The 12,433-nt window shown below is 64.6% G+C and carries 12 protein-coding genes and 1 tRNA gene; 8 read left to right on the forward strand and 5 right to left on the reverse strand.

From position 1 onward, the window contains the following. Positions 1-151: 151 nt before the first annotated feature. From sppA to aroA, 4 genes are all read right to left on the reverse strand, one after another. Positions 152-1,132: a signal peptide peptidase SppA gene (sppA, locus tag BRADO_RS00470; protein WP_011923366.1), complete on the reverse strand. Its 981-nt coding sequence runs from the start codon at positions 1,130-1,132 to the stop codon at positions 152-154. Between the two features lie 423 nt (positions 1,133-1,555). Continuing rightward, on the reverse strand, positions 1,556-3,265 hold the full coding sequence (gene rpsA, locus BRADO_RS00475) for a 30S ribosomal protein S1 (RefSeq protein WP_011923367.1): 1,710 nt from the start codon (positions 3,263-3,265) through the stop codon (positions 1,556-1,558). A gap of 269 nt (positions 3,266-3,534) precedes the next feature. Next, a complete protein-coding gene (gene cmk / locus BRADO_RS00480) occupies positions 3,535-4,173 on the reverse strand; it encodes a (d)CMP kinase (RefSeq protein WP_011923368.1) in 639 nt (212 codons plus the stop codon). Continuing rightward, a complete protein-coding gene (gene aroA, locus BRADO_RS00485) occupies positions 4,170-5,507 on the reverse strand; it encodes a 3-phosphoshikimate 1-carboxyvinyltransferase (RefSeq protein WP_011923369.1) in 1,338 nt (445 codons plus the stop codon). Before aroA ends, cmk begins: the two co-directional genes overlap by 4 nt. A 149-nt stretch (positions 5,508-5,656) precedes the next feature. On the opposite strand from aroA, the gene BRADO_RS00490 reads away from it, so the two are divergent. The 3 genes from BRADO_RS00490 to BRADO_RS00500 all read left to right on the forward strand — a co-directional run bounded on the left by BRADO_RS00490 (position 5,657) and on the right by BRADO_RS00500 (position 6,695). Then, on the forward strand, positions 5,657-6,061 hold the full coding sequence (locus BRADO_RS00490; protein WP_011923370.1) for a TIGR02300 family protein: 405 nt from the start codon (positions 5,657-5,659) through the stop codon (positions 6,059-6,061). 81 nt (positions 6,062-6,142) lie between these two features. After that, positions 6,143-6,218 (forward strand) — tRNA-Ala (locus tag BRADO_RS00495). A 225-nt stretch (positions 6,219-6,443) separates the two neighbouring features. Then, entirely contained in the window at positions 6,444-6,695 is a 252-nt protein-coding gene (locus tag BRADO_RS00500) for a GIY-YIG nuclease family protein (RefSeq protein WP_011923371.1), read from the forward strand. Positions 6,696-6,702: 7 nt separating this feature from the next. On the opposite strand, the gene BRADO_RS00505 is transcribed toward BRADO_RS00500, so the two are convergent. Then, on the reverse strand, positions 6,703-7,158 hold the full coding sequence (locus BRADO_RS00505) for a MarR family winged helix-turn-helix transcriptional regulator (protein WP_011923372.1): 456 nt from the start codon (positions 7,156-7,158) through the stop codon (positions 6,703-6,705). A 172-nt stretch (positions 7,159-7,330) separates the two neighbouring features. On the opposite strand from BRADO_RS00505, the gene BRADO_RS00510 reads away from it, so the two are divergent. The 5 genes from BRADO_RS00510 (at position 7,331) to ugpE (ending at position 12,425) form a co-directional block, all read left to right on the forward strand. Then, entirely contained in the window at positions 7,331-7,756 is a 426-nt protein-coding gene (locus BRADO_RS00510; RefSeq protein ID WP_011923373.1) for an organic hydroperoxide resistance protein, read from the forward strand. A 156-nt stretch (positions 7,757-7,912) separates the two neighbouring features. After that, entirely contained in the window at positions 7,913-9,115 is a 1,203-nt protein-coding gene (locus tag BRADO_RS00515) for a CaiB/BaiF CoA-transferase family protein (RefSeq protein ID WP_011923374.1), read from the forward strand. A 192-nt stretch (positions 9,116-9,307) separates the two neighbouring features. Beyond that, entirely contained in the window at positions 9,308-10,624 is a 1,317-nt protein-coding gene (gene ugpB / locus BRADO_RS00520; RefSeq protein WP_041755942.1) for a sn-glycerol-3-phosphate ABC transporter substrate-binding protein UgpB, read from the forward strand. A 71-nt stretch (positions 10,625-10,695) separates the two neighbouring features. Then, positions 10,696-11,577: a sn-glycerol-3-phosphate ABC transporter permease UgpA gene (gene ugpA, locus BRADO_RS00525; protein WP_011923376.1), complete on the forward strand. Its 882-nt coding sequence runs from the start codon at positions 10,696-10,698 to the stop codon at positions 11,575-11,577. After that, positions 11,577-12,425 carry a sn-glycerol-3-phosphate ABC transporter permease UgpE gene (ugpE, locus tag BRADO_RS00530; RefSeq protein ID WP_011923377.1) on the forward strand — a complete coding sequence of 283 codons (849 nt, stop codon included), beginning with the start codon at positions 11,577-11,579 and terminating at the stop codon, positions 12,423-12,425. The genes ugpA and ugpE overlap by 1 nt, the downstream gene beginning before the upstream one ends. Positions 12,426-12,433 lie beyond the last annotated feature (8 nt).

Raw genomic sequence — 12,433 nt, forward strand, 5'->3', positions numbered from 1 at the left:
GGGAGACAGTCCCATTTCCGTGAAAATATGCAGGACTGTCAAGACGCTAAATCATTCATCGGGCCCAGGAATCGGCTTGCGTGACCGCACAGGAGACCCGCACCGGCACACGCGGAGCGGGTAGATGGGGGCGAGGATGGTCTGGGCGGGTTCAATTCCCTGCCGCTGGCGTCCAGAGGGCCAGCATGCCGTCCAGGCCCACCCGATCGACCGCCTGGACCACACCGGTACGCTCGATCTGACGCGCGATCCCGGAGAGGCCGACGGCGTCCAGTGCGATCGACGTCGCCGTACGGAGGAAGGTCAGGTCGCCAAAACGCGGCACGAGCTTGTAGTCGCGCACCGGAAGGTCCTTCTTGACGTTCTTGTTGGCGACGAGCCATGCCACCGCGGTCTTCTCGTCGCCGAGCTCGTCGATCAGCTTCAGCTCGACCGCCTGCCGGCCGGTGAAGACGCGTCCATCGGCAACCTTCTCCAGCAGCGCGTCGTCCATATTGCGGCGGGTCTTCACCAGCCCCCGGAACCAGGCGTAGGAATCCTTCACGAGATCATCCAACGCAGCGCGAGCCTCGGGACTGGTCGGCTCATAACCGTTCGGCGCGGCCTTCAGCGGCGAGGACTTCACCTCCTCGATCTTGACGCCGACGGTCTTCAGCAGCTCGCTGACATTGGGATATTGGAACAGCACGCCGATCGATCCCACCAGCGAGCTCTGCTGCGCGACGATGTGGTCGGACGCGATCGCGCCGATATAGCCGCCGGAGGCGGCGAGGCCTTCGACCACGACGACGAGCGGCTTCTTCGCCTTCAACCGCACCAGCGAGTCATACAGCTGCTCGGAGCCGGCGGTGGTGCCGCCCGGCGAGTTGATATGGACGATAACCGCCTCGGCCGAGGAGTTCTCCAGCCGCTCCAGCGCCTCGACGCGCTCCTGATCGCTACGGATCAGGCCCTCGATATTGACGCGGGCAATCGAGCCTGACGTCGACAGCGCCGTGCGGCCGCGCGGCGACATTGCAAGGCCGATCGCTGACAAGGCGCCGATCGCGATCACCACCGCAACGACGCGCCAGAACGTCAGCTTGCGGCGCAGCCTGCGGCGATCGACGATCACATCGGAATCAAGCGACATGGACAGCTCCTGGAGGTCTCGGCGCGTTTTGCATCCGCAGCCTGAATATCTCGTTATCCGATTACATCAATCGTGGCGCAATTTGAAGAAAGGAAGGCTCCGCCACGAGGGCGCCCTAGCCCTGAGCAGTGCGCTTGCATGTGGCTCGATACTCCTCAGGGGCCTCATGGTTCGAGACGCGCCGAAGCCGGCGCTCCTCACCATGAGGGTTGAGAATCCCGCCGCGAAAACAGGCCTCGTCCTGAGGAGACCGCCGAAGGCGGGCGTCTCGAAGGACGGTGGTGGGCACGCTGGCCGCCGCGAGCTTTGCTCATATGCGACCGCTCTGCAGCAGGGAGGGAGCTGGAAGGCGCCAGAGCCGCGATTGCACAAAAAAGCCCCGGCGTGAGCCGGGGCTTTGATCTCGTCGCACGGACCGAAGGCTTACTTCGAGTCGCGGTTCTTGAGGGCGGTCCCGAGAATGTCGCCCAGCGTGGCGCCCGAGTCGGACGAGCCGTACTGCGCGATGGCTTCCTTCTCTTCCGCGACTTCCAGCGCCTTGATCGACACCTGGACCTTACGGGCCTTCTTGTCGAACTGGATCACGCGGGCATCGACCTTCTCACCGACGGCGAACCGCTCGGTGCGTTGATCGTTGCGATCGCGCGCCAGCTCGGAGCGCTTGATGAAGGTGGTGAAGTCGGTGCCGGTGATCTTGACGTCGATGCCGCCGTCCTTGACGTCCAGCACTTCGCAGGTGACGACCGCACCCTTCTTGACATCGCCCGGCTCGGCGAAGGGATCGCCTTCGAGCTGCTTGATCCCAAGCGAGATGCGCTCCTTCTCCACGTCGACGTCGAGCACCACGGCCTTGACCATGTCGCCCTTCTTGTAGTTGTCGATGACCTGCTCGCCCGGCAGCTTCCAGTCGAGGTCCGACAGATGGACCATGCCGTCGACGTCGCCTTCGAGACCCAGGAACAGGCCGAACTCGGTCTTGTTCTTGACCTCGCCCTCGACCACCGAACCCGTCGGATGCTTCTCGACGAAGACCTCCCACGGATTGCGCATGGTCTGCTTGAGACCGAGCGAGATGCGGCGCTTGACGCTGTCGACCTCGAGCACCTGCACTTCGACTTCCTGCGAGGTCGACACGATCTTGCCGGGGTGCATGTTCTTCTTGGTCCACGACATCTCGGAGACGTGGATCAGGCCTTCGATGCCCGGCTCGAGCTCGACGAACGCGCCGTAGTCGGTGATGTTGGTGACGCGGCCGTGGAAGCGGGCCTGCAGCGGGTACTTGGCCTCGATGCCCTGCCACGGATCGTCCAGCAGCTGCTTCATGCCGAGCGAGATGCGGTGCGTCTCGTGGTTGATCTTGATGATCTTGACCTTGACCGTCTGACCGATGGAGAGCACCTCGGTCGGATGGTTGACGCGGCGCCACGCGATGTCGGTGACGTGCAAGAGGCCGTCGATGCCGCCGAGGTCGACGAACGCACCGTAATCGGTGATGTTCTTGACGACGCCGTCGATGACCTGACCCTCTTCGAGGTTCTGCACCAGCTCCTGGCGCTGCTCGGCGCGGGTCTCTTCCAGCACGGTGCGGCGCGACACGACGATGTTGCCGCGGCGACGGTCCATCTTGAGGATCTGGAACGGCTGCGAGTTGTTCATCAGCGGCGCGACGTCGCGGATCGGACGGATGTCGACCTGCGAGCGCGGCAGGAAGGCGACTGCGCCGTCCAGGTCGACGGTGAAGCCGCCCTTGACCTGGTTGAAGATGACGCCGTTGACCTTTTCGTTGTTCTGGAACGCCTTCTCGAGCTTGCCCCAGCTCTCCTCGCGGCGCGCCTTGTCGCGCGACAGCACCGCTTCGCCGAGCGCGTTCTCGATGCGGTCGAGGAACACTTCGACCTCGTCACCGACCTTCAGCTCGCTGTCGCGGCCGGGACCGGAAAATTCACGCAGCGCCACGCGGCCTTCGGTCTTCAGGCCGACGTCGATGACGGCCATGTCCTTCTCGATCGCGACGACCTTGCCCTTGACGACGGAGCTTTCCTGAAGATTGCCCTTCGTGAAGGACTCGTCCAGCATCGCGGCAAAATCATCGCGGCTGGGGTTGTAGGAATTAGCAGAGATACTCGAAGCCATTGGTTCTCCAGATGCGGACATTTTCGCCAGCGAGGGGTTGATCGGCGCATCGGATGAACAGTGCCTGGAGGTCCACAAATCCCCAGACGTCCGCGTTGTCAGCGCAAAAAGCGCGAACGACGCGGGCCGGCAATGCCTGCACATGCGACACGTATGACGTGCGTAACGTATGAAGCTGCGTCCGGCTGATCGGACCCGATTGAACTGCAATCGAGCTATCGACGGTCAAGGGCGGGAGCGGGCGGTTCCTCCAATGACATCAGCGGAAATCAAACCCGCTGACGGCCCGCTCGAACGGCCTCGACGATGTCGATGGCGGCCCGGACGCCGCTTTCTATATCCAAATGGGAGTTATCAAGCAAGTAAGCATCCGCCGCTTGTTTTAAAGGAGCAACCGCCCGGTTCTGGTCGCGCTCGTCGCGCGCCAGGATGTCGGCCAGAATGGCCGCTTCGTCGGCCGGCTCGCCCCGGGAGCGTGCCTCCAAGGTTCGGCGATGCGCCCGTATCTTCGGGTCCGCTACCACGTAGATCTTCACCTCTGCGTCCGGGCAGATCACGGTTCCGATGTCGCGGCCGTCGAGCACGGCGCCCGGCGGCTGGCTGGCGAACTGCCGCTGGAATGCCAGCAGCGCCTCGCGCACTTTGGGCAAGGCCGAGACCACGGAGGCGGCCGAGCCGACCTCGTGGGACCTGAACGCGGGGTTGTCGAAGGTCGAGGGATCCAGCGTCATGGCGACCTCGGCCGCCCGCGCTTCATCCTTGAGATCGAGACCAGCCGTCAGCAGCGCATGCGCCACCGCCCGGTAGATCACACCCGTATCCAGGTGCCTGAGGCCATAATGCGCCGCGAGGCGCTTGGCCATGGTGCCCTTGCCCGAGGCAGCCGGGCCGTCGATGGCGATGATCATGCGAAATCCGCTCCCGCCTTGCGCATCAGCGGGATGAAATCCGGGAAGCTGGTGGCGATGAAGGCGGTGTCATCGACAGTCACCGGTTTGTCGGAGGCCAAACCCATCACCAGCGCGGACATCGCGATGCGGTGGTCCATGTGGGTGGCGACGAGGCCGCCACCCGGGACGTGGCCGCGGCCCTCGACGATGAGGTCATCGCCGGTGATCTCGACCTTGACGCCATTGACGCGCAGCATCGCTGCAGTGGCTTCCAGGCGGTCGGATTCCTTGACGCGCAGCTCGTGCAGGCCACGCATGATCGTGGTGCCCTCGGCATAGGCGGCGGCGACGGCGAGGACGAGATATTCGTCGATCATCGACGGCGCCCGCTCCGGCGGCACCTCGACGCCCTTCAGCTTCGAGGCGCGGACCCGCAGGCGGGCCATCGGCTCGCCGGCATCGCCACGGACGTCGTCCTCCTCGATCGAGGCGCCCATCTCGCGCAGGGTCGTGAACAGGCCGGTTCGCAACGGGTTGGTCATGACGTCGGACAAGACCAGGTCGGAACCATCGACGATCAGGGCGGCAACCAGCGGGAAGGCGGCCGAGGACGGGTCGGCCGGCACGATCACCGGCGCGCCGCGAAGCTCGGGCTGGCCCGTTAGCGCAATGCGTCGGCCGTGGCTGCCTTCCGGCGTGGTGACGATCTCGGCGCCGAAATGCTTGAGCATCAGCTCGGTGTGGTCGCGACTCGCCTCCTGCTCGATCACGGTCGTGACGCCGGGCGCCGCGAGGCCGGCCAGCAGGACCGCCGACTTGATCTGCGCCGAGGCGACCGGCGTGCGATACTCGATCGGCACCGGGTTGCTGGCGCCCTGCAGGGTTAACGGAAGCTTTCCGCCCTCGGCGCTGGCCGTGACCTTGGCGCCCATCAATGCCAAGGGATCGAGGATGCGGCGCATCGGCCGGCTGCGCAGCGAGGCATCGCCGTCGAACACCGCCGAGATCGGGCAGCCGGCGACGGCGCCCATCACCAGCCGGCAGCCGGTGCCGGAGTTGCCGAAATCGAGAGTCGCGGCGGGCTGGGCAAAGCCGCCGACGCCGACGCCGTTCACGGTCCAGGCGAATTCGCCGGTGCGTTCGACCTTGGCCCCGAGCGTGCGCATCGACTTGGCGGTGTTGAGGACGTCCTCGCCCTCCAGCAGACCGGAAATCCGCGTCCCGCCCACCGACAGCGCGCCCAGGATCAGCGCCCGGTGCGAGATCGACTTGTCGCCGGGCACGCGAATCGTGCCCGAAAGCGGCCCGGAGGCGCGGGATTCGAGCGGAGTGGGGGCAGCTGACGTGCTCACGGTGGGATCCTCGGGTTTTCGGGCCGGCAGGTATCACAGCGCCCGGCGGCCGTCACGGCCGTGATATCCGGTTGAAAGCGCTATTGACAGCGGCGCGGCAACTAGCCAAGTGAGACACCGCTTTTCAGACATTGCCAGGACGCCTGCACGTGGCCAAATCCGAGCTCGGAACCAAACGCATTTGCCCGACCACGGGCAAAAAGTTCTACGACCTCAACAAGAACCCGGTGATTTCGCCCTACACCGGCGAGGTCGTGCCGATCGCACCGGTGGCGCCCACCCGCGCGATGCGCGGCGAGGCGGCGCGCGCCGCCGCGCAGGAGACCGTGAACGAGCCGGCCGAGGCCGAGGAGTTGGTGTCGCTCGAGGAGGCCGATGCCGAGGAGAACTCCGGCAAGGTCAAGGCCGTCGTTCCGGAGTCCGAGGACGACATCGAGATCGACGAGACGCTCGACGACGACGAGGATGATGACTCGACCTTCATCGCCGACGAGGAAGAAGGCGACGAGGATGTCACGGACATCATCGGCGATGTAGGCGGCGACGAAGAATAATCGTCGAAGCCACTTGAGATCAGCCGCGAACTGTGGTTCACGGTGCTCCCCGGCGGTCGCCCAGACCGCCGGTTCGGTTCAGGGGCCATAGCTCAGCTGGGAGAGCGCTTGCATGGCATGCAAGAGGTCGGCGGTTCGATCCCGCCTGGCTCCACCACGCTTCGCCCTCCGGACTACGCGTGGCGCAGCCACGACGGAGCCCGAACGGCGAAGCGTGGTGTCCGGCGAAGCCCCTCGGCGAAGTCTGACTGCTCAGGAAAGAAATCTTCCTTGCTAAGGCCAGCGCGTCGAAGCGCTTCGTGCGACGGCGGTCGCAATCAGGCTGACAAGTTCCTCTTCCAACCACAGAATGCACGCCGTCCTTCAGCGGCGAACCTTTCGTATGTGGTACGTCTACATCATCCGCAGTGTTGCCTATCCTGAGCAGGAATACATCGGCGCGACCGCAGACATCCGGCAGCGCCTCAAGGACCACAATGCCGGGCGCTCGGCCCACACGTCGAAGTTCACGCCTTGGACGCTCGTCTGGTACTGCGCCTTTCCTGACAAGCACCGCGCGATGGCGTTCGAAGCCTATCTGAAATCGCATTCAGGGCGGGCGTTCTCCAAAAAGCGCCTGCTCGGTCCGGCTTGAGCCCTCACTACACCGCCGCGTCCAGCCGCTCCCGCAGCTTGACCAGCTTGCCGTGCAGATCCGCCAGCTCGGCGATCGAGCAGCCCGTCGCATCCAAAATCGCCGGCGGCACGATGGCCCGCGCCTTCTCCCGCAATGCCGCCCCCTGCCCCGTCAGCGCGACCAGCACTTGGCGCTCGTCCTCGGCCGAGCGCGTGCGCTTCACCAGATGCGCCGCCTCCATCCGCTTCAACAGCGGCGTCAGCGTGCCCGAATCGAGGAACAGCCGCTCGCCGATCTCCTTGACCGATAGCCCGTCCCGCTCCCAGAGCACCAGCATGACCAGATATTGCGGATAGGTCAGGCCGAGGCAGTCCAGCAGCGGCTTGTACACGCGGTTGAAGGCATGGGCGGTGGAGTAGACCGCAAAGCAGAGCTGGTTGCCGAGCTGAAGCGGCAGATCTGCCGCCGACTTCTTTCTCATCAATGTCACCACATATGATCCTGATCGGCATCTTGGGGTCGCGCGAGCCACATCGACAACGGCACCGCCGCCCCGATCACAAATATTCTACCGAACAATTATATTGTGCGCAATGTAATTGCGTGCAATATGGCCGTGTTGAATTGCTCCATCCAACCCCCGGAGACACCCCATGTCCGTGAACGTGCTCTACAAGACCAGCGCCAAGGCCACCGGTGGCCGTGACGGCGAGGCGGCGACCCTCGACGGCTCGCTGAGCGTGAAGCTCTCCACCCCGAAGGAACTCGGCGGCGGCGGTGGCGCCGGCAACAATCCGGAGCAGCTGTTCGCGGCCGGCTATGCCGCCTGCTTCATCGGCGCAATGAAGTTCGTCGCCTCGCAGGGCGGCCCGAAGGTTCCGGCCGATGCCTCGGTGACCTCGACGGTCGGCATCGGTCCGCGCTCCGAAGGCGGATTCGGCATCACCGCCGAGCTCGCGGTCTCGCTGCCCGGTCTTGCCAAGGCTGATGCCGAGGCGCTGGTCGCCAAGGCGCACGAGGTGTGCCCCTACTCCAACGCCACCCGCGGCAATGTCGACGTCAAGCTGACCGTCGTCTGAGGTTGAATTCCGTCCTGCGGCAGGGCTGCCCCGGCGCGCTCTGCCGCAGCGCAGTTCTCGCCTTTTCGCGCGGCTGCCTCCGCGGCGGCGCGTTTGCGCAAGCGCTGCGGCAATGCTTAATGACCGCGAGTTGACACCAACCTCGCGATCATCCCGATGACCCCTCAATTTGCTCCCGGCGCCATGGCCGGATTGCGCGTGATCGATCTCACGCGCGTGCTCGGCGGCCCCTATTGCACGCAGATCCTGGCCGATCACGGCGCCGACGTGATCAAGGTCGAGCCGCCCGCCGGCGACGAGGTGCGCGACTGGGGCCCTCCCTTCCACGACGAGGACGCGGCCTACTTCGTCGGCATCAACCGCAACAAGCGCTCGATCGGCCTCGACCTCGCCTCCGAGGGCGGCCGGGTCGTCTTGTTGAAGATGCTCGAAACGGCCGATGTGCTGATCGAGAACTTCAAGCCGGGCACGCTGGAAAAATGGGGGATCGGCAGCGACGTGCTGCGCGAGAAATTCCCAAAGCTCGTGCATTGCCGCATCTGCGGCTTCGGCGCCGACGGTCCACGCGGCGGCAATCCCGGCTATGATGCGATCATCCAGGCGATGACCGGCATGATCGCGGCGACCGGTTCGCCCGAGAGCGGCCCGATGCGGATCGGCGTGCCGCTGGTCGACATCACCACGGGACTCTATGCCGCCATTGGCATCCTGATGGCGCTGTCGGAGCGGCAACGCTCGGGACAAGGCCAGTTCCTCGAGGTCACCCTGTACGAGACCGGCCTCGCGATCATGCATCCGCATACCGCGAACTACTTCATGCACGGCAAGCCGCCGTCACTGACCGGCAACGAGCATCCGAACCTCGTTCCCTACGCGATCTTCCCCACGAAGACCGACGACATCTTCATCGGCGTCGGCAATGACGGCACCTTCCGCAAGCTCGCGCGTGAGATCGGCCGCCCCGAGCTCGGCACCGATCCGCGCTTCGCCCGCAACAAGGACCGCGTCGCCAATCGCGAGGCGCTGCGCGCCGAGCTCGCCGCCGTGTTCAGCCAGTTCGAGGCCGAGCCGCTGTGCGATCGGCTGCTCGCCGCCGGCCTGCCCGCGGGACCGGTGCAGAAGATCGATCAGGCGCTGACCAACCCGCACACGTTCCACCGCGGCGATGTCATCGAGAAGGACTGGTACAAGGGCGTCGCTTCGCCGATCCGGCTCGAACGCACCAAGCCGAGCCTGCGCTCGACGCCGCCGAAATTCAGCCAGCACGCGCGCGATGTGCTCGGCGAGTTCGGCTACTCCGATAGCGACATCGACGCGCTGGTCGCGCAGGGAACCGTCTGCACGGAGCGCAAGCGCTGATCATCACCGACCGAGTTGTCGCCGCGCCGCACCTTCGCAGCGCAGCGACGCCCCACGTGATTCACTGCGTTTGTCCGAAGGGGTGGTCACGGCTTTCCCGCGCCGGACCATACGTCTATACATTCACATAACTGTCATCTGGCGCTGTTAACGGCCGCAATGACGATGACGTTCCCTGGGAGGATCCTTTTGATGTCTCTTCGACAATTGGCTGCTGCCGCCCTGATTTCGGCGACCTTTGGTTTTGCTGTTTCGCCCGCACACGCTGTGACCGAAATCCAGTGGTGGCACGCCATGACCGGCGGCAACAACGACATCGTCAACAAGCTCGCCGAAGACTTCAACGCGTCGCAGAGCGACTACAAGGTCGTCCCGACCTTCAAGGGCAGCTATCCCGACACGATGAACGCCGGCATCGCCGCCTTCCGCGCCGGCACCGCGCCGCACATTCTGCAGGTGTTCGAGGTCGGCACTGCGACGATGATGAGCGCCAAGGGCGCGATCAAGCCGGTCTACGAGCTGATGAAGGACGCCGGCGAGCCGTTCGATCCGAAGGCCTATCTGCCGGCCATCACTGGCTACTACTCGACGTCGAAGGGCGACATGCTGTCGTTTCCGTTCAACTCGTCCTCGATGGTGATGTGGATCAACAAGGACGAATTGAAGAAGGCGGGAATCGCCGAGATCCCGAAGACCTGGCCGGAGGTGTTCGACGCGGCGAAGAAGCTGAAGGCGGCCGGGCACGAGACCTGCGGCTTCTCCAACGCCTGGGCGACCTGGGCGCATATCGAGCAGTTCTCCGCCTGGCACAACGTGCCGATCGGCACCAAGGCCAACGGCCTCGACGGTTTCGACACGGTGCTCGAATTCAATTCGCCGCTCGCGGTCAAGCACCTGCAGAACCTGATCGACCTGCAGAAGGACAAGACCTACGACTATTCCGGCCGCGGCAACCAGAGCGAAAGCCGCTTCGGCACCGGCGAATGCGCGATCTTCCTCACGTCCTCCGGCTACTACGCCACCGCCAAGAGCACAGCGAAGTTCGACTTCACCTCGGCGCCGATGCCGTATTATCCGGACGTCCAGGGCGCCCCGCAGAACTCGATCATCGGAGGCGCGTCGCTGTGGGTGATGGGCGGCAAGTCGGCCGACGAGTACAAGGGCGTCGCCAAGTTCTTCACCTTCCTGTCCGACACCAACCGGCAGGCCAAGCTGCATCAGGAATCCGGCTATCTGCCGATCACCAAGGCGGCCTATGAGAAGACCAAGGCCGACGGCTTCTACGAGAAGAACCCGACCCTGCAGACGCCGCTGAAGGAGCTCACCAACAAGGAGCCGACCGAGAATTCGCGCGGCCTGCGCTTCGGCAACATGGTGCAGATGCGCGACGTCTGGGCCGAGGAGATCGAGGCGGCGCTGGCCGGCAAGAAGACCGCCAAGGACGCACTTGATGCCGCCGTCGCGCGGGGCAACGCGATGTTGCGCAGCTTCGAGAAAACGGCCAAGTAAGATCGCCCGGACGGGCTCCTCCTCCAATAGGTGGAGGAGCCCTGTCGTCCGTCCCTCCTGCGGCGTCCTCGATGGAAAAGTCAGTCGTCTTCAAAGGCAAGCTGCTGCCCTATCTGCTGCTGGCGCCGCAGCTCGCGATCACGCTGATCTTCTTCTACTGGCCGGCCAGCCAGGCGATCCGGCAGTCCTTCCTGCAGGAGGATGCGTTCGGCCTGAATTCAGAGTTCGTCGGGCTGGAGAACTATCAGGCGCTGTTGGCCCAGCCGGAATACTACACCGCGATCGGCACCACCGTGGTGTTCTCGTCGCTGGTGACCGTGCTGTCGCTCGGCGTCGCGCTGCTGTTCGCGACCCAGGCCGACAAGAACCTCAAGGGCGGCTCGGTCTACAAGACGCTGATGGTCTGGCCCTATGCGGTGGCCCCTGCCGTCGCCGGCGTGCTGTGGTTCTTCATCTTCCATCCGACGCTCGGGACGCTCGCCCGTCCGCTGCGCGTGCTGGGCATCGACTGGAATCCGCTGCTCAACGGCACACACGCCATGATCCTCATCATCATGGCCGCCGTCTGGAAGCAGGTGGCCTATAATTTCCTGTTCTTCCTCGCAGGCCTGCAGGCGATCCCCAAGAGCGTGATCGAGGCGGGCGCGATCGACGGCGCCGGTCCGCTGCGGCGGTTCTGGACCATCATCTTCCCGCTGCTGTCGCCGACCACCTTCTTCCTGCTGGTCGTCAACATCGTCTACGTGTTCTTCGAGACCTTCGGCATCATCGATGCCGTCACGTCGGGCGGCCCGGCCGGCTCGACCACGACGATGGTCTACAAGGTGTTCGCCGACGGCCGGCTCGGCGGCGATCTCGGCGGCTCGGCCGCGCAATCCGTGGTGCTGATGGTCATCGTGATCGCGCTGACCGCGATCCAGTTCCGCTACGTCGAACGCAAGGTGCAATACTGATGGTCGAGCACCGCCCCCTGCGTGACCTCGTCGCCTACCTCGTGCTCGCGCTGGGCATCGTGATCTTCGCCTTTCCTGTCTACGTCGCCTTCATCGCCTCGACCTACGACGCGGCGACGGTCGTCAGCGGCAATCTGCCGCTGACGCCTGGCCACAATCTGCTGCAGAACTACTATCGCGCCGTGTTCGTCGGCGGCTCCCGCTTCATGAACCAGCCGGTCGGGGTGCTGCTCGCCAACTCCTTCATCACCGCGATCGGTATCGCCCTGGGCAAGATCTTCATCTCGATCCTGTCGGCCTTCGCGATCGTGTATTTCCGCTTCCCGTTCCGCAAGACCGCGTTCTGGATCATCTTCATCACCTTGATGCTGCCGGTCGAGGTCCGCATCTACCCGACCTACAAGATCGTCGCCGACCTGCGCCTGCTCGACACCTATGCCGGGCTGATCCTTCCGCTGATCGCCTCCGCCACCGGCACGCTGCTGTTCCGCCAGTTCTTCATGACGGTGCCGGACGAGCTGCTGGAAGCGTCACGCATCGACGGCGCCGGCCCCTTGCGCTTCTTCTGGGACACGCTGCTGCCGCTGTCGATGACGACGGTGGCGGCGCTGTTCGTGATTCAGTTCATCTACGGCTGGAACCAGTATTTGTGGCCGTTGCTGATCACCACCAAGGACTCGATGCAGACCATCGTGATCGGCATCAAGAAGATGCTGAGCACGACGGACGAGCTCGCCGAGTGGCAGCTGGCGATGGCCACCGCCGTGCTGGCGATGCTGCCGCCGGTCGCGGTCGTGGTGTTCATGCAGCGGCTGTTCGTCAAGGGGCTGGTGGAGACGGAAAAGTGAGGAGGGCG

The sequence above is a fragment of the Bradyrhizobium sp. ORS 278 genome (assembly GCF_000026145.1).
Taxonomy (GTDB): Bacteria; Pseudomonadota; Alphaproteobacteria; order Rhizobiales; family Xanthobacteraceae; genus Bradyrhizobium.